16 protein-coding genes are annotated in these 16077 nt (G+C 71.1%); 7 read left to right on the top strand and 9 right to left on the bottom strand.

Translation table 11 applies throughout. The features are described from left to right. The first annotated feature begins 341 nt into the window (after nt 1-341). From ACQPYE_RS14355 to ACQPYE_RS14340, 4 genes are all read left to right on the top strand, one after another. Nucleotides 342-1775, top strand: coding sequence for a glycoside hydrolase family 6 protein (locus ACQPYE_RS14355; protein ID WP_498721666.1), 1434 nt, complete (start codon nt 342-344; stop codon nt 1773-1775). 86 nt (nt 1776-1861) lie between these two features. Further along, on the top strand, nt 1862-2131 hold the full coding sequence (locus tag ACQPYE_RS14350; RefSeq protein ID WP_498721665.1) for a hypothetical protein: 270 nt from the start codon (nt 1862-1864) through the stop codon (nt 2129-2131). After that, nucleotides 2128-2502 carry a YchJ family protein gene (locus ACQPYE_RS14345; protein ID WP_498721664.1) on the top strand — a complete coding sequence of 125 codons (375 nt, stop codon included), beginning with the start codon at nt 2128-2130 and terminating at the stop codon, nt 2500-2502. The genes ACQPYE_RS14350 and ACQPYE_RS14345 overlap by 4 nt, the downstream gene beginning before the upstream one ends. Nucleotides 2503-2535: 33 nt before the next feature. Further along, the gene (locus tag ACQPYE_RS14340; RefSeq protein WP_498721663.1) at nt 2536-3810 is read left to right on the top strand and encodes a PIN-like domain-containing protein; all 1275 of its coding nucleotides are present in this window, start codon (nt 2536-2538) and stop codon (nt 3808-3810) included. Here the strand turns inward: ACQPYE_RS14340 and ACQPYE_RS14335 are convergent. From ACQPYE_RS14335 to ACQPYE_RS14310, 6 genes are read right to left on the bottom strand one after another with little or no spacing between them, the layout of a single operon-like run. Continuing rightward, nucleotides 3807-4901 (bottom strand): MCE family protein, encoded by a 1095-nt coding sequence (locus tag ACQPYE_RS14335; RefSeq protein ID WP_498721662.1) that lies wholly within the window; start codon nt 4899-4901, stop codon nt 3807-3809. The genes ACQPYE_RS14340 and ACQPYE_RS14335 overlap by 4 nt on opposite strands. Then, a complete protein-coding gene (locus ACQPYE_RS14330; RefSeq protein ID WP_498721661.1) occupies nt 4901-5866 on the bottom strand; it encodes an MCE family protein in 966 nt (321 codons plus the stop codon). The genes ACQPYE_RS14335 and ACQPYE_RS14330 overlap by 1 nt, the downstream gene beginning before the upstream one ends. Beyond that, a complete protein-coding gene (locus tag ACQPYE_RS14325) occupies nt 5863-6876 on the bottom strand; it encodes an MCE family protein (RefSeq protein ID WP_498721660.1) in 1014 nt (337 codons plus the stop codon). Before ACQPYE_RS14325 ends, ACQPYE_RS14330 begins: the two co-directional genes overlap by 4 nt. Further along, a complete protein-coding gene (locus ACQPYE_RS14320) occupies nt 6876-7856 on the bottom strand; it encodes an MCE family protein (RefSeq protein WP_498721659.1) in 981 nt (326 codons plus the stop codon). The genes ACQPYE_RS14325 and ACQPYE_RS14320 overlap by 1 nt, the downstream gene beginning before the upstream one ends. Then, complete coding sequence (locus tag ACQPYE_RS14315; protein ID WP_498721657.1) at nt 7853-8869, bottom strand: MCE family protein; 1017 nt, start codon at nt 8867-8869, stop codon at nt 7853-7855. Before ACQPYE_RS14315 ends, ACQPYE_RS14320 begins: the two co-directional genes overlap by 4 nt. A 9-nt stretch (nt 8870-8878) precedes the next feature. Next, complete coding sequence (locus ACQPYE_RS14310) at nt 8879-9967, bottom strand: MCE family protein (protein ID WP_498721656.1); 1089 nt, start codon at nt 9965-9967, stop codon at nt 8879-8881. 489 nt (nt 9968-10456) lie between these two features. Here ACQPYE_RS14310 and ACQPYE_RS14305 point away from each other — a divergent pair, with 489 nt between their 5' ends. Then, the gene (locus ACQPYE_RS14305) at nt 10457-11752 is read left to right on the top strand and encodes a PucR-like N-terminal domain-containing protein (protein WP_498721654.1); all 1296 of its coding nucleotides are present in this window, start codon (nt 10457-10459) and stop codon (nt 11750-11752) included. Here ACQPYE_RS14305 and ACQPYE_RS14300 read toward each other — a convergent pair. Further along, nucleotides 11721-12347, bottom strand: a complete 627-nt coding sequence (locus ACQPYE_RS14300) for a hypothetical protein (RefSeq protein WP_498721653.1) — start codon at nt 12345-12347, stop codon at nt 11721-11723. The two genes, ACQPYE_RS14305 and ACQPYE_RS14300, sit on opposite strands and share 32 nt — an antisense overlap. 243 nt (nt 12348-12590) lie before the next feature. On the opposite strand from ACQPYE_RS14300, the gene ACQPYE_RS14295 reads away from it, so the two are divergent. Further along, nucleotides 12591-13202 carry a DUF6801 domain-containing protein gene (locus ACQPYE_RS14295; RefSeq protein WP_498721652.1) on the top strand — a complete coding sequence of 204 codons (612 nt, stop codon included), beginning with the start codon at nt 12591-12593 and terminating at the stop codon, nt 13200-13202. 93 nt (nt 13203-13295) lie between these two features. Further along, the gene (locus ACQPYE_RS14290) at nt 13296-14423 is read left to right on the top strand and encodes a DUF6801 domain-containing protein (RefSeq protein WP_498721650.1); all 1128 of its coding nucleotides are present in this window, start codon (nt 13296-13298) and stop codon (nt 14421-14423) included. Nucleotides 14424-14489: 66 nt separating this feature from the next. On the opposite strand, the gene ACQPYE_RS14285 is transcribed toward ACQPYE_RS14290, so the two are convergent. Continuing rightward, nucleotides 14490-15203, bottom strand: a complete 714-nt coding sequence (locus ACQPYE_RS14285; protein ID WP_498721649.1) for a hypothetical protein — start codon at nt 15201-15203, stop codon at nt 14490-14492. 139 nt (nt 15204-15342) lie between these two features. Next, nucleotides 15343-16068: an ANTAR domain-containing response regulator gene (locus tag ACQPYE_RS14280; RefSeq protein ID WP_498721648.1), complete on the bottom strand. Its 726-nt coding sequence runs from the start codon at nt 16066-16068 to the stop codon at nt 15343-15345. Nucleotides 16069-16077 lie beyond the last annotated feature (9 nt).

The following is a 16077-nucleotide window of genomic DNA, read 5'->3' as shown; positions in this document are numbered from 1 at the left end:
ACCTTTTCGGCGTAGCGCCACCGCTGCCGCACGGCGCAATTCGACGAATTTTCGACATCAACTTCGACTCGGCCGTGACGTGGATCTCAGTCACCTGATCGGACTAATGGACCCCACAAAAGTTCACCTTCAGTGGTCAACGCCGCCTTCGACGGTGGCCTGCCCGTCTCAGCCACTGTTCATTCGGCGTTTTCTTCACGGAACGTGAGAAACGGCGGGGGTCACCTTCCGATCACGCCCTCTTTTCTTCACCGTTTCCGACTGGCTACAGTCCTGCCACCTGGGAGCGCTCCCAGCCGAAGTCAGCCCCCGTTCAGCACCGACGCTGCGAGGACCTTCCGATGCGAGCACTCAACGCCCACGAATCCGGCACCGACGTCCGCCGACCACGCCACCGGGCGAGGTTGGCCGCGGCGGGCGCGCTCTCCGGCGCCTTGGTCGCCAGTGCCGTGGCCCTGGTCCTCGGCGGCGGCGCGACGACCGCGCAAGCGGCCGACTCGGCGTTCTACGTCGACCCGAACACCTCGGCGGCGAGGTGGGTCGCGCAGAACCCGAACGACTCCCGGACCGCGGTGATCCGCGACCGGATCGTCAGCACACCGCAGGCGCGGTGGTACACCACGACCAACACCTCCGAGGTCAGGGGGCAGGTCGACGCATACGTCGGCGCGGCGGCGGCGGCCGGGAAGATCCCGATCCTGGTCGTCTACAACGTGCCGAACCGAGACTGCGGGGGCGCGAGCGGCGGCGGCGCGCCCTCGCACTCGGCTTACCGGGCGTGGATCGACCAGGTGGCCGCGGGTGTCGCGGGCCGTCCGGCGTCCATCGTCCTGGAACCCGACGTGCTGCCGATCATGACCAACTGCCAGAGCTCCTCCCAGCAGGCCGAGACGATGGCGTCGATGGCCTACGCGGGCAAGAAGCTCAAGAGCGGTTCCGCGCAGACGAAGGTGTACTTCGACATCGGCCACTCGGCGTGGCTCACGCCGGCCGAGGCGGGGCAGCGGCTGCGGGGGGCGGACATCGCCAACAGCGCCGACGGCATCGCCACGAACGTGTCGAACTACCGGTACACCCGTGACGAGGTGTCGTTCGCCAAGGCCGTGCTCAACAACCTGGGCGACTCGCGGTTCAAGGCGGTCATCGACACCAGCCGCAACGGCAACGGGCCGCTGGGTGACACGTGGTGCGACCCGGCGGGCCGGGCGATCGGCACGGCCAGCACCACCGCCACGGGCGACCCGCAGATCGACGCGTTCCTGTGGATCAAGCTCCCCGGTGAGGCCGACGGCTGCATCGCGGGCGCGGGGCAGTTCGTGCCGCAGCGGGCGTACGACATGGCGATCGCGGCGGGCCCGACCAGCACGACGACGTCCACGAGCACCACGACGTCTACGACCACGACGACAACCACCACTACTACTTCCACGACCACTTCCACCACGACCACCACTCCGCCTCCAGGGGACGGATGCAGGGTGACGCACCGCGTGGTGAGCCAGTGGTCGGGCGGTTACACCGGCGAAATCGTCATCGAGAACCGGGGCCCGGCCCTCACCGGCTGGACCCTGACGTTCTCCGCGCCCGGCGTGACCGTTTCCCAGGGCTGGAACGGGACGTGGACCGACGGCGGCGACATCGTCCGCGTCGGCAACGCGGCCTGGAACGGCGGACTCGCGACCGGTGGTACCGCGACCATCGGTTACAACGCGAGCTTCAGCGGCGGTACCCCACCGTTCACTTCTCCCACCTTGAACGGTGCGGCGTGCGGCTGACGCCGTAGCCCCAGCCCCCGAAGCGGCTCCCCTCCCCGACTGGCAGTCAACGGGAGGGGAGCCGCTCTCCTTATATCCTCGTGCACGTGACCGAACCGATGTCCGCGGCGGTGCGCGAGGCGCTGTCGACCGACCCGTCCGCGCCCGCCGAGGCGTTGGCGGCGCTCGCCGACGACCCGAGCCCCGCGATCCGCGCGAACCTGCTCACCAACCCCGCCGTGCCCGCCGACCTGCGGTACCAGGTGCACGCCTCGCTGTCGGCGGAGGCGGCGGCCGGTGACCGTGAAGCGGAGAACGCGCTGGCGTGGGTGCGCTACGACCGCTCCGGCCGCACCGCGTGCGACCGGCCGGAATGAGCGACCGCTGCCCGTGCGGCCGGGGTGAGCCGTACGACGAGTGCTGCGGGCCGTTGCACCAAGGGCGGCGCAAGGCGCCCACCGCGGAGGCACTCATGCGCTCCCGCTACAGCGCGTTCGCGTTGGGCGACGAGGACTACCTGCTGGCCACCTGGCACCCCGACACCCGCCCGGCCTCGCTGGACCTCGACCCGGACCAGCGCTGGACCCACCTGGAAATCCTCTCGCACACCGGCGGCACCCCGTTCCAGACGACGGGCACGGTCGAGTTCCGCGCCCACTACCGCTGGCGGGGACAGCGCGACGTGCTGCACGAGAACAGCCGCTTCGTCCGCGAGGACGGTTCCTGGCGCTACGTCTCCCCCGCCTGAAACGCCGGCCGTCACCAGGACGATCTACCGGACATGGTCGAGCAGCCGGACGGCAACTCAGGGATCTACGACGCCTTCCCGGGCTACCGCCGTCCGTCCGAGGAGGAGTTGGCCGAGGCCCTCCGCTCCGCGCTGGTCGTGGTCGACGCCAACGTGCTGCTCAACCTCTACCGGTACAACGAGTCCACCCGCGACGACCTGCTCGGCCTGCTGCGCGGGGTGGGCGACCGGCTGTGGATACCGCACCAGGTGATGCGCGAGTTCTGGCGCAACCGGCTGACGGTCCTGGCCGGCCGCGCGGCGTCGACCGACCAGGTGCTCACGGCGCTGGCCAAGCAGCAGCGGGCCGCTGACGACGCGCTGCACCAGTGGGCGAAGACCACGGCCCTCGCCGACGCGGTTCGCGACGACCTCGTGCGCAAGGTCGCCGAGCTGCACCGGGAGCTGGTGGCCGCCATCGGGTCGCACACCCCGCCGTCGCCCGACTCACCGGGGGCACCCGGTCGAGAACCCGTGCTGGAGGAGTTGGAAGCGCTCCTGCGCGGCAAGGTGGGCGCGAAGCCCGAGCCGAAGCAGTGGGACGAGCTGGTCAAGGAGGGCAAGCGCCGGGCCGCCGCCAAGGAGCCGCCCGGCTACCTCGACGCGGGCAAGGACGATTCCAGCCTGCCCGAGGGCGCGGCCGGCGACTACCTGGTCTGGGCGCAGGCGGTCGAGGAGGCGGTGCGCCGCGGCGCCGACCTGCTCTTCGTGACCGGTGACGAGAAGGAGGACTGGTGGTGGCGCTACCGGTCGGAGTTCCTCGGTCCGCGCGTCGAGCTGGTGGAGGAGTTCGCCGCCAGGTCCGACCAGCGGCTCTACCTGATGCGGCCCGTCGACCTCATCCGGCGGGCGGCCACGCTCGACGTCGAGGTGCGCAGTGAATCGGTGAGCGATGTCGCGCGGGTGAGCGAGAGCCAGGAGGAAGCGGCCTGGACACCCCACGGCGTGGCCGAGTTGCTGCGCCACCTCGACTTCGAGGAGCGGCCCCAGGCAGACGTCATCCGTGAGGCGGCGCGTCTGGGCGGGTTCATCCCCAACACGGCGATCTACATGATCTCGACCATCAACGAGCAGAGCGTGCAGGGCTTCACCGGTCCGGTCGACCGCATCACCCGCATGTTGCAGGGTCGCGGCGTCGTCGCGCGGGGTGTCAGGCCGGCGTTGATGCCTACCCTCTCCGCCACGCGCGGGTCCGGGTTGCGGGTCCCGGACGAGTTCGTGACCGCCCTCGCCGAGGACCCGCCCGACCTGGTCGACGTCCCCGACTAGCGCGGGACGTTCTGGGAGCCGCGGACGCCGGTGGCGGAGCCGCGCGGGAGGGTGCAGGCGGCGGCCGTGTTGAACGGGCCGGCGGAGGTGTCGAGGCCGCTCTTGCGCGGGGTGGACTCGTAGCCCGCCTCGCACGGCGGTGGTTCGAAGAACGTCAGGGCCAGCCCGAACCGCGCCTGGCCGGACGCGACGGTCGAAGCGCCCACCGAGACCGCGTCCGGCATCGTCACCAGGACCTCCTCCACCGCGGCCTGCCGGGTGACGAGCACGTCCGCCGTGCTCAGGAGGTTGGCCAGCACGATGCCGAGGTTGGGCCCCGACTCCCGCAGCAGGGCGCTCACCTCGGCCGACGCGCCCGGCACGGCCCCGATCAGCCGCCGCAGGTCGCCGTCCGACTCGCGCAGCCGTGACGCCACCAGCAGCGCGCTGTCGGCGAAGGAGTTGATCGCCGCCGAGTGGTCCAGCTGCGTCCGCAGCACGGCGGCGGAGTCGTTCAGCAACCGCGTGGTCTGCGGCAGGTGCGCGCTCGCGGTCCCGATGAACTCGGTGGTCGCGTCCAGCAGCACCTGGAGGTCCGGTCCGGTGCCCCGCAACGCCTGGTCGAGCTCGTCGACCACGGTCCGCAGCGACTCGACCGGCACCGAACGCGCCAGGTCGTCCAGGCTGGTCAGCACCTGCTCCACCGGCAGCGGCAGCCTGGTCCGCGACCGCGCGATCACCGAACCGTCGCCCAGGTAGGGCCCGCTGTCGCCGCGCGGCCGGAGGTCGACGTACTGCTCCCCCACCGCCGAGCGGTTCGCGACCACGGCGTCCAGGTCCACCGGGATGGGCGGCGTGCCCGCCGCGATGCGCAACTCGACCTCGACCTGACCGTCGCCCAGTCGGATCGGCCCGACCCGCCCCACCGGCACGCCCCGGTACGTCACCTCGCCACCGGTGAACAGACCTCCGGTCCGGGCCAGCTCCAGCCGGACCACGTACCCGTCGTCCACCACCACGAGCCCCACGTACTTCGCGCTCACGTACGTGACGCCGAGCAGCGCGATGACCGCGAACAGCGCGACCTGGAACCTGATCCGCCGGGTGATCATCAACGCGCTCCAGGTTCCAGGGTCAGGTAGGTGTTGAGGTAGTCGCCCTTGATGCCGTCCAGCACCGCGTCGGTGAACGGGAACGTCAGCAACATTTCCAGCGACTGCGGCAGGTTCTGCCCGGACTCGGCGAGCCGCCGCAACGTCGGCTCCAGCGCCCGCAGATCGGCCACCAGGTCCTCCCGGCTGCGGTTCACCGTGTCGACCGCCACGTCGGACAGCTCGCGCAACGCGTTCAGCAGCCCGACCAGCTGCCCGCGCTGGTCGTGCAACACCCGCAGACCCGGCTCCAGCCCGTCCAGCACCTCGCCGATGTCCCCCTTGCGCGCTGCCAAGGACGACGCGAGCTCGTTCATCCCGTCGAGCGCGCGCGTGATCTCGTCCTTGTGCGAGTCCAGCGCGCCCACGAATGAGTCCACAGTGGACAATAGCGACCGCACCGCGGCCTCGTTGCCGGACAACGCGGCGCTCAGCTCGCGCGAGATGTCCCGGATCTGCGCGATGCCGCCGCCGTTGAGCAGCATCGACAACGCGCCGAACACCTCTTCCACCTCGGGGTTGCGGTTGGTCCGCGTCACCGGGATCACCGCGCCGTCCGCCAGCGGCGACCCCGACCGCCCGGTCGGCACGGCCAGCTCCACGTACTTCTCCCCCAGCAGGCTCGACTGCCGCAGCCGGGCCAGCGCGTTCGACGGCAGCAGCACGTCACCGCGCACCGCGACCCGGACCAACGCCGTGGAGCCGTCCTCGGACAACCCGATGTCCTCGACCTCGCCCACCGCCACGTCGTCCACCTTCACGCCGGCGTGCGGCACGAGGTCGAGCACGTCGTCGAACTCGACGGTCACCCGGTACGGCCGGTCGCCGAGGTCCGCGCCGCCGGGCAGCGGCAGGTCGTACGCGCTCGGCATCGCCGAACACCCCGTCAGCACCAGGACGACCCCCACCGCCGCGAGCCGCCTCACCGCGCACCCGCCTGGCCGGGCACGCTCAGCAAGTCGGTCACGAACTCGGTCAGGTTGGCCCGCGCGTTCAGCGTCCCGGTCGCCGGGTCGTAGGCGTTCACCACGTTGTGCAAGGCGACCGGCGCGACCTCCAGCACCTCGGTCAACGACTCCTGCTGCCGCACCAGGGTTCCCGTCAGCACGGCCAGGTCCTCCACAGTGGACTTCACCCGGTCGCGGTTGTCGTGCACGAAACCGCGCACCTGCTCCAGCGCCGTGGCCAGCTCGCCCAACGCCGCGCCCAGGTCGTCCCGTTCCTCGGCGAAGAACCCGGACACGTCGGCCAGCTGGTCGGCCAAGCGCCCCACCTGCTCGTCGTTCGCCGCGAGCATCGACGTGAACGACTGGAGGTCGTCCACGGTGCCGAACAGGTCGTCCTTCGACCCGGCCAACGTCTTCGCCACGTCCGCGAGCTGCCGGATCGACTCGCCCAACGCCGCGCCGGTCCCGTCCAGGTTCGCCGCGCCCGTGCTCAGCAGGTCGGACAACGCGCCCTCGCGGTTGGCCCCGTTCGGGCCGAGCGCGGTCAGCAACGCGTCCAGGCTGGAGTACAGCTCGTCCAGCTCGACCGTGCCCGCCGTGCGCGCGCTGGTGATCACCGCCCCGGGCGCGATCCGGTCGCCCCCGGTGTAGACGGGTGTGAGCTGCACGTACCGGTCGGCCACGATGTTCGGCGACACGACCACGGCACGGGCGTCCGCGGGCACCTCCACGTCGTGGTCCAGCTCCAGGTCCACCCGGACCGAACCGCCTTCGGGCAGCACGCCGACCACCCGGCCGACCTTCACCCCGAGCACCCGCACGTCCGAGCCCTCGTACACGCCGACGGCCGCGGTGAAGTAGGCGGCGACACGGGTGGGCGAAGGCCGCAGGAAGACCCACCACACCACCGCCGTCGCCACGAGCACCAGCGCGAACCCCTGCGCCAACGCCACCACCAGCCGACGACGGCCCCTCGTCCGGACGAACATCAGCGGCCTCCCGTCGGGCAGTCGCGCCGCGCGCCGGGCTCGACCACGAGCCCGCACAGGTAGGTGTCCACCCACTGGCCGTTGCCGAGGGCGTTGTTCAGCACCCGGTAGTACGGCCCGGCCAGCGCGAGGCCGCGGTCCAGCGCGTCCTGGTTGTCCCGCAGCACGTCGGTGACGCGTTCCAGCTGCTCCAGCGCGGGCCGCAGCTGCTCGCCGTTGTCCGCGACGAGGCCGGAGAGCTGCCGGGACAGCGCCCGCGTCCCGTCGAGCAGCGCCGCGATCGCGTCACGGCGGCGTCCGATCTCCTCCAGCAGCAGGTTGCCGTCGGCGATGAGGGCGGCGAAGTCGGTGTTGCGCTCCGCCAACGCCCCGCTGACCTGGTGCGCACCCTTGATCAGCGACGCCAGCTGCTCGTCGCGCGAGGAGATGGTCTTCGACAGCGCCGACAGCCCTTCCAACGCCTGCTTCACGTGCTCGGGGGAGTCGCGGAAGGTCTCCGAGAGTACCTGGAAGCTCTGCGCCAGCCGGTCGGTGTCGATCCCGCCGACCGTGGTCGACAGCTCGTTGAACGCCTCGACCACGTCGTACGGGGAGGTCGTGCGCTCGACCGGGATGGTGTCGGTGAGCGGGTCGCGGCCCTCGGAGTCCAACGCCAGGTACTTCTGCCCGAGCAGGGTCTTGATCCGGATCTCGGCCCGGCTGCGGTCGCCCAGCTCGACGCCGGAGACCCGGAACGCCACCCGCACCCGGCCCTCGTGCAGCCCGACGTCGGTCACCGCGCCGACCTTCATGCCCGAGACGCGGACCTCGTCGTCCACGCGCAGGCCGGCCGCCTCGGTGAACTCGGCGGTGTGCTCGGCGCCGCCGCCGAAGAACGGCAGGTCCTCCAGGAAGAAGGTGAGCAGGGCGGTGAGCGCGATGACCAGGAGGCCGACGGCTCCCAGCAGCACCGGTCCGCGTTCCAACCTGCTGGAGGTCATCGGTGGCACCTCGATTCGGTGACGGGGATGCCGACCGGCGGTCCGCCGGGCGCGGGCGGCGCCTGCGAGGAGGCGAAGCACAGGTAGAAGTTGAGCCAGGAGCCGTAGGACGCGGTGCGGCCGATCGCCTCGAACTTCACCGGCAGGTTCCGGATGAACGGCTCCAGCTCGGGCGCGTCGCCGAGGTTGCCCGCAAGCAGGCCGAGCGCGGCGATGTCGTCCTTGAGCGGTTGGCGTCCCTGCTCCAGCAACGACGCCGTGCTGTCGCTCAACGCGGCCAAGCCGGTGATCGCGTTGCCGATCGGCTCCCGGTCGGCGGCGAACCCGGACACGAGCCGCCGCATCGAGGTCAGCAGCTCGCCGAACCGGTCGTCCCGCGAGTTCACGGTCTCCAGCACGGCGTTCAGGTTCGCCACGACCTTGCCGATGACGTCGTCCTTCGCCGCCAACGTGGTGGTGAGCGACGCGGTGTGCGCGAGCAGGCTCTCCACCGTGCCGCCCTCGCCCTGCAACACCTGGACGATCTCGTGCGACAGCTTGTTGACGTCCTCCGGGTTCAGCGCCTGGAACAGCGGCTTGAACCCGTTGAACAAGGTGGTCAGGTCCAGCGCCGGGGTGGTCCGCTCGACCGGGATGAGGCCGCCGGGCGGCAGCTTCTCCCCCAGCCGCCCGGCGGGCTGCTCCAGCGCGAGGTACCGCTGGCCGACCAGGTTGCGGTACTTGATGGTGGCGGTGACGTCGGCGGACAGCGACCGGCCGTCGGCGACCGAGAACCCGACGTCCACCAGCTCGTCGTCGACCAGCTCCAGCGACTCGACCTGGCCCACCTTCACCCCGGACATGCGCACGTCGTCGCCCTCGGCCAACGCCGTGACGTCGGTGAACCGGGCCTGGTAGCCGGCCGTCGAGCCGACCCGGCTGCCCGCGACGGTCGCCGCGAGGAACCCGGTGGCGGCGACCGTGACCAGGACGAACACCAGGAACTTGGCCAGCGGCGCGGTGACGCCCCTCATCGGTCCCCCTCACTCGACCCCCATCAGCAGACCCGCCCAGTCGGGCACCCGGTCCGGCGCGACGGCGGTGGCCGGGCCCGACGGGCAGTGCGGGCCGCCGCCCCGGTGCACCGGGTCGTCCCGGCCGGGCACGTACGCCTCGGCCGGCGGCACGACGGTGAACTCCACGTGCACGCCCGGCTGGTCCGTGCCCTTGCCGAGCACCTCGTCCATCCGCGGCCGGATGGCGTTGACCGCGCTCAGCACGCAGCCGAACTCGGGCGAGTAGGTGGCGACCAACTCCACCGTCGGCCGCGACCGGTCCGCGAGCGCCACCACCGTTTCGCCGTTGGCGCGGAGGAACCCGGTCAGGTCGGCGGACGCGGTGGTGAGGCTGGAGTACACGGCGTCGAGGTCGGCCCGTTGCTCGGCGAGCGTGCGGCTGAGCGCGGTGGCGTCGGTCAACGCCCGCACCAGGTCCGGTCCCGCGTCCGCGTACACGCCGGTGACGTCGGCGAACCTGCTGATGTCCTCCTTGAGCGCGGGCAGCTGCGGGTTCAGCTCGCGCAGGTAGGCGTCGAGCTGGACGATCGCCTGCCCCAGCGTCGCGCCGCGCCCGTCCAGCGCCCGCGCCATCGACGTCAGCGCGGAGGAGAGCTTGTCCGGCCGCACGGCCTGCAACGTGGGCAGCAGGTCGGCGAGCACCCGTTCCAGCTCGACCGCGCCGGACGTGCGGTCCTGCTCGATCACGGCGCCGTCGTCGAGCGCGCCGGCCGGGTCGTCGGGGAGCTCCAGGCTGACGAACCTCTCGCCGAACAACGTCTTCGGCAGCAGCCGGGCGGACACGTTGGCCGGGATGCGGTCGACCTGGTCCGGGCTCAGGCCGAGCTCCAGCTCGGCGCCGTCGCCGCGCGAGCGGATCGCCCGCACCTCGCCGACCAGCACGCCGAGCAGCTTCACGTCCGACTCGGTCTGGAGCTGGTTGCCGACGTGGTCGGTGCGCAGCAGCACGGTCACCCGGGGCGTGAACACCTTCTGGTACGCCGCGACGGACAAGCCGCACAGCGCGACGAGAAGGGCGGCGAACAGCAGCCCCAGCAGGCGACGGCGCAATGCCACAGGTATTCTCCGAAAGTGCGGCGCGAATAAACCGAAATGACGTTACCGGTGAGTACGTTACTAACGGATGACGCACCGCACAAGCAACCTGGAATCCTTGTCAAGCACGTGACAAAAACCGTGTGAGGAACACTCACCCGCGTGCACAAACCCGATCGCGCCCTGGCGCGGCGGCCCGCGTTGCGGCTACCAATGATGGCCGTTGCCGAGAGTCGGGGGTGGTGCGCACGTGGTGCTCGCCGTGCGACACCGGGTCCGCCGGAGACCGGCCGGCCGACGCGACATCCCGAAGGCCGGACCGCCTGCCCCGTGGCCGGGACCGGTCCGGCGACTGCTCCGATCGTGGCGGCGGGCAGCCCGGTCGCCGTCACGCGGCGTACGACAACACTGGCGACTCCGCCACCCGAGTGCGCCGTGGTTGACAACTTTTCTTGATCAAAAATACAGTGTTAGGAATCACACCCGACCGTTTGGTGGTGGGCGATCAGCATGAACAGAACCGGAGAACGCCGAGCCTCCGAGTTACCGCTCATCGGGCACGCGGACCTGTGGGAGCAACTGCCCGCCGATCTCGCGCCGAAGTTCCGCGCCAGGGCCGGGGACGTGGCCGTGGACATGGTCCGGGAAATCCAGAACCAGATCGCCGAGTATTCACAGAAGTTGGAGGGGATGTTCGGCCAAGTGGTGGTCGAGGGGGTGGAACAGGCGATCCACCAGTTCATCGACCGGATGGTCGACCCCACCGCGCAGCGGGAGGACCGGGCCAAGCTGTTCCGCCTGCTGGGCAAGCTGGAGGTCAGCGCGGGCCGCAGCCTCGACCTGCTGCAGACCGCGTACCGGATCGGCGCGCGGGTGGCGTGGCGGCGGATCTCCGAGTTCGGGCAGACCGAACGGGTGCCGCTGGCCACCATGTGCCTGATCGCCGAGGCGATCTTCGCCTACATCGACGAGCTGTCGCTGCGGTCGATGGAGGGCTACGCCGAGGCGCAGGCCCGGCACGCGGGCGCGGTGCAGCGACGGCGCAAGCGACTGCTGGAGCTGCTCCTGGGCGAGCCGGGCTACCACCCGAACGCGCTCGCCGAGCTGGCCGAGGCCGCGCACTGGCCGTTGCCGGAGAAGGTGCTGGTGGTGGCGCTGGAACGGCGCACCGACCAGCACCAGCTGCCGATACCGGTGCTGCACGAGGACATCCTGATGGACCTGGAGGGCAGCGAGCCGTGCCTGCTGCTCACCGACCCGGAACGGCAGCTGGTCGCGTTGGAGCAGAAGCTCGGCGGGTGGCGCGCGGCCGTCGGCCCCGTCGTGCCGCTGACGTCGGCGCGGCAGTCGCTGCGCTGGGCGCGCCGCACCATCACGCTGATCCAGTCGGGTGTGATCGCGGACCGGCCGATGGTGGACACCACCGAGCACCTGTCGACCTTGCTGCTGCTCGGTGACGAGGAGCTGGTGCGCGAGCTGGTGAAGCGGACGTTGGCGCCGCTGGAGGGGCTCACGCCGAAGCAGCAGCAGCGGATGCGGGAGACGATGACCGCGTGGGTGGAGACGCGCGGCAGCGCGCCGGAGGTCGCGTCGAGCCTCGCCGTGCACCCGCAGACGGTCCGCTACCGGTTGCGGCAGCTGGAGGAGCTGTTCGGGGCGAAGCTGCACGACCCGGACGCGTTGTTCGACATGGGCATCGCGCTGCGGGCGCTGCGGCTGCTGGGCGGCGCGGCCGGGCAGCCGCGCCGGCTCGGGCCAGCGGGCCCGCGGGGGTTCACGGGACCCCCGGGAGCAAGGTCAGCGTGAGGTCGAGCGCGTTGCCCGGCCCGGAGACCAGGCCGGTCAGCAGCGGGTCCAGCCGCTCACGGCCCTGGCAGCCGGCGAAGGGCGGGATCGCGTAGACGCCCGTCATCCGCATCTCCGCCAGCTCGAACGGCCCCGCCAGGTCGATCGACGCGGGTTCGACGGTCTGGCACGTCCCGCCGACGTCCAACGGCTGCTCGGCGACGGCGACGTCGGCGAGCTTGACGACGAGCCTGGTGTTCGCCCTGACGTCACCGTCCTGGATCGTCCCGGTGACCTCGGCGACCGGGATCAGGTCGGTGCGCGCGGTGGTGGGCACGAAGCCGAACGCGATGAAGTAGCCGAGGCTCGGCGGCAGTGACAGCTCGCCCGTGATGGTGCCGCTGACGAGGTCGATCTCGGCTTCGAGGAGGCCGGGGCCGATGGCGAGGTCGGACTGGAGCTTGTGGATCCGGCTCACCCCCTCGACCCGGTAGACGACCTCGATGCCCGCCGTCGGCACCGGCGCGCGCACCTCGGCGTGGCGCACCACCCACGTCGGGGTCAGCGCCGCGCCCAGCAGCGCGGCGACCGCGGCCAGCACCGCCGCGATCCTCACCGCACCGCTCCGCTCATTCCGCGAAAATACTTTCCCGAACCCGGTCCGCACAAGCGCCGATCAATGATTTGTCACGCGGGTGACAACTCTTTCCGGCGCTTTTGTCGCACCCCCCACACCTGCCGGAAAACGTGAAACAGATACTTGCCCAACCTGGACGACAAAGCTACTTTACTGACGAGTAGCCTTCCGCCGCACATCGAAAACCCTGTTTTCCGCACTGCTCTCGACGAGGAGACGCACATGCTGAAACTCACTGGCCGGACGGTCCTCGGCGCACTCGCGGTCGCCGCCGCCGTCGTCGGATCGGTCACGTTCGCCGGCGCGGGCACCGGCGTGGCCGCCACCAAGAGCCTGACCCTGGCGTACAGCTGCCCGTTCCCGTTGATCGGCACGCAGGAGATGTCGGTCCGCATCACCGTGGCCGACCTGGCCGACTCCGCGGTGGTCGGCCGACCGGTCCCGGCGACGAGGGTGACCGCCATCGCCACCGTGCCGGCGAGCGCGACCCTGGGGCTCAGGCTGGTCGGCGCGACGACCGTGGAAGGCACCGCCGTCTCGAAGACCGCGGTGGACAACGCGGGCGCGGTGCAGGAGGTCGTGGCCAACCTCGTGGTGGCCAAGACGAACATCCCGGCGTCCGGCTCGTTCAACACCATCGCCACGGGCGGCACGGCGCCGGTCACCTTCGCCAGGGCCGGCGCCACCACGGTCAACGTCGGCGCCTTCAGCACCACGTTGACGCCGCGCCGGGCCGACGGCAGCCTGACCGGCCTCGGCACGTTCACCTCCGCCTGCACGCTCAAGGCGGGCCAGAACACCCTGCTCCACACCTTCACCGTGTCGGCGGCCTGACCGTCGTCGACGGCACCGGGCAGTGATCCGACCGCGGGCGGGCCGGCGACGTCGCCGGCCCGCCCCGACGTTCCCGCCAGGAGAGGACCTGACATGAGATTGCGGCACCGGGTGGCCGCGCTGGGTGTCACCGCGGTGGTGGTCGGCGGATCGGCCCTGTGGGGCGCGGGCGTCGGCAGCGCGGCGACGGCACGACTGACCCTGGTCTACAACTGCCCGTTCCCGTTGATCGGCGCGCAGGACATGAGCGTCGAGATCGTGGTCGAGGACCTCCCGGACACCGCGGTGGTCGGCGAACCCGTCCCGGAGGCCCGCGTGACCGCCACCGCCACCGCGCCGGAGCTGGCCACGCAGGGCCTGCACCTCGTCGGCGCGGTGACCGTCGAAGGCACCGCGACGGCGCAGACCGTGATCGACAACGCGGGGCTGGTGCTCGACATCCTGCCCGACCTCACCGTGGCCGAGACCGCGGTCCCGGAGTCCGGCGAGTTCGACACGGTCGCCACGGGCACCACGCCGTCGTTGAGCTTCCCCTTCGCGGGCGCCACGACCATCGACGTCGGCGACTTCGTGACCACCCTGACCCCGCGCACCGCCGACGGTTCGGAGACGGGGTTGGGCACGTTCACCTCGCCGTGCACGCTCAAGCCGGGCCAGTCGACTCGCCTGCACGAGTTCACGGTGCGGCCCGAGGGCACCACCACGACGACCGAACCCACGACAACGACCACCAGCACCACCACCACGGAGCCGACGACCACCACCACCGACCCCACCACCACGACAACGGAACCCACCACCACGACCACTACGTCGCCCACGAGCACCACTACCGATCCCACCACGACGACCACGACGAGTCCGACGACTACCACCACAACCACCACAACCACGACGACGACCACTCGGCCGACCACCACCACGACGACGAGCACGACCACCACTCAACCGACCACCACCAGCACCACCACGAGGTCCACCACCACAACAGCTCCGACGTCCAGCACCACGAGCGCGGCCACCAGCACCACGACGTCGGCCACCACCAGCAGCAGCACGACAACCACGTCGCAAGCCGTGGTCCCGGTGGCGCACCCGGACAACAGGGGGCTAGCCGACACCGGCTCCTCGATCACGGGCCCGCTGGTCCTCGGCGGCGCGCTCCTGGCCGTGGGCGCCGGCCTGCTCCTCCACCTCCGCCGGACCCGCCGGCGCACCTGACACGTCCTTGCCCGCCACCGCGATCGGCCCGCTCCGGCAGACCCGGAGGGGGCCGATCGCGCGGTGTCAGCCGGGCATCGCGGGCAGTTCGGCGAGCTGGTCCGGCGTGGGCGGCGTGACGTCGACCGGCTTGCCCCAGTCGCGGTAGTTCGCGACCACCAGCACCGGCTCACCGCCCTCGACCGGCGTGCTCGCCTCCGTCTTCACCGGCAGGTCCTGGTCGTCCACCCACAGCTTGAGCACCGACGTCCGCCCGTCCACCACCACGTGCGCGGTGTAGCGGATGGTCTGCCTGCCGGACACCGGCTCCTCGGCCCTCTCCACGATCCGCGCGCCCTCCGGCAGCGCCTTGCGGATGTCGGCGGCGTCGCGGATGCGCACGGCGACGTCCGCCATGGCACGCGCCAGCGCGTTGGTCGGGTCGTCCGGGTCGATCCGGAGCCAGGGCTTGGCCGGCTGCGGCGCCTGGCCCCGCGGTATCCGCACGAAGATGCCGTCCGGCACCATCACGTACGAGACCTCCTCGGCGTCCGCGATGGCGATCCGGCACGACGCGGCGAAGTCGTCGGTGCGCAACCCGCAGCTGCCCTTGCCGTTGGTCGCGAGGTCCAGGTCGACGGTGACCGACCCCTTGCCCTCGGCGGCCACCCGGTTCGCCTCGGCCAGCGCCTGCGGCGTGTCGAACGTCCTCATCGCCGACGACGGGTCGTCGGCGCACGCGGTGAGCGCGGCGGAGACCACGACGGCGAACCCCGCCGCGGCGACACGGTTCTTGCGCATGCTTCTCCTCGGACCGGAATGGGGGAAATCGACTTTCTGCCCGACCACTCTAACCGCACCGAGGAGTACCGGAACCGCTCAATTCACGCCTGTTGCTAAAACCAAAAATCGACTGTGCCTTTTGTCAGGGACATGACAATCAAGGTCTCCGCACCGAGGCGAGCAGGTTGCGGGCGACCTCGCGCAGCTTGGTGTTGTTCTGCTGCGACTCGGTCACCAACCGGGCGAACGCCTCCCCCGCGTCGACGCCGTGCGCGGCCATGAGCACGCCCTTGGCCTGGTCGATCTCGGCACGCGACTCCAGCGCGTGCTGGAGGTGCTCGACCAGCCGGCGGGACCGCTCGTACCGGCGGAACCCGGTGATGGAGGTGGACGCGGCGGTGACGAACAGCCGCAACAACGCCTCGTCGAACGGGTCGAACGCCCGGTCTTCCGAGCTGTAGAGGTTCAGTGAGCCGAGTATGTCGTCCTCGACCGAGATCGGCGCGGACAGGTACGCCCGCACGCCGGCCCGCTCGGCCGCGGCGGCGAACTCGGGCCACTTCTCCCGGCCGCCCACCACGGTGGCCCGCACCGGCCGCTGGGTCCTGGCCGCCTCGAGGCACGGTCCGTTGCCCGCCGCGTACTGGTCCCGGTCGACCTCGACGACCTTCTCGTCGGTCCAGGCCGCGGTGGACGCGCCATCCTGGTCGATGACGGTCACGGAGACGTTCTCCGCGTCCGGGATGACGCGTGCCGCGGAGTCGGCCAGCTGCTGGAGGGCGTCGTTCAGGGTCTGGCCGTCGGCGAGCACGCCTGCCAGCTCCTCCAGCGCCTCACTGGCCTCGTCCAGCAGGGACGCAGGCACGTGTTCCTCAATGCTCACAGCCACTTG

Source organism: Actinosynnema sp. CA-299493 (genome assembly GCF_050946825.1).
Taxonomy (GTDB): Bacteria; Actinomycetota; Actinomycetes; order Mycobacteriales; family Pseudonocardiaceae; genus Actinosynnema.
Note: the sequence above shows the minus strand (reverse complement) of the source record. Positions and strands in the feature narration are given on the sequence as shown.

What these genes read in the sequence shown, in the direction of transcription:
- ACQPYE_RS14355 (WP_498721666.1), top strand. Translation starts at nt 342, where the DNA reads ATGCGAGCACTCAACGCCCACGAATCCGGCACCGACGTCCGCCGACCA.
- ACQPYE_RS14345 (WP_498721664.1), top strand. Translation starts at nt 2,128, where the DNA reads ATGAGCGACCGCTGCCCGTGCGGCCGGGGTGAGCCGTACGACGAGTGC.
- ACQPYE_RS14340 (WP_498721663.1), top strand. Translation starts at nt 2,536, where the DNA reads ATGGTCGAGCAGCCGGACGGCAACTCAGGGATCTACGACGCCTTCCCG.
- ACQPYE_RS14335 (WP_498721662.1), bottom strand. Translation starts at nt 4,901, where the DNA reads ATGATCACCCGGCGGATCAGGTTCCAGGTCGCGCTGTTCGCGGTCATC.
- ACQPYE_RS14325 (WP_498721660.1), bottom strand. Translation starts at nt 6,876, where the DNA reads ATGTTCGTCCGGACGAGGGGCCGTCGTCGGCTGGTGGTGGCGTTGGCG.
- ACQPYE_RS14320 (WP_498721659.1), bottom strand. Translation starts at nt 7,856, where the DNA reads ATGACCTCCAGCAGGTTGGAACGCGGACCGGTGCTGCTGGGAGCCGTC.
- ACQPYE_RS14315 (WP_498721657.1), bottom strand. Translation starts at nt 8,869, where the DNA reads ATGAGGGGCGTCACCGCGCCGCTGGCCAAGTTCCTGGTGTTCGTCCTG.
- ACQPYE_RS14305 (WP_498721654.1), top strand. Translation starts at nt 10,457, where the DNA reads ATGAACAGAACCGGAGAACGCCGAGCCTCCGAGTTACCGCTCATCGGG.
- ACQPYE_RS14295 (WP_498721652.1), top strand. Translation starts at nt 12,591, where the DNA reads ATGCTGAAACTCACTGGCCGGACGGTCCTCGGCGCACTCGCGGTCGCC.
- ACQPYE_RS14290 (WP_498721650.1), top strand. Translation starts at nt 13,296, where the DNA reads ATGAGATTGCGGCACCGGGTGGCCGCGCTGGGTGTCACCGCGGTGGTG.
- ACQPYE_RS14285 (WP_498721649.1), bottom strand. Translation starts at nt 15,203, where the DNA reads ATGCGCAAGAACCGTGTCGCCGCGGCGGGGTTCGCCGTCGTGGTCTCC.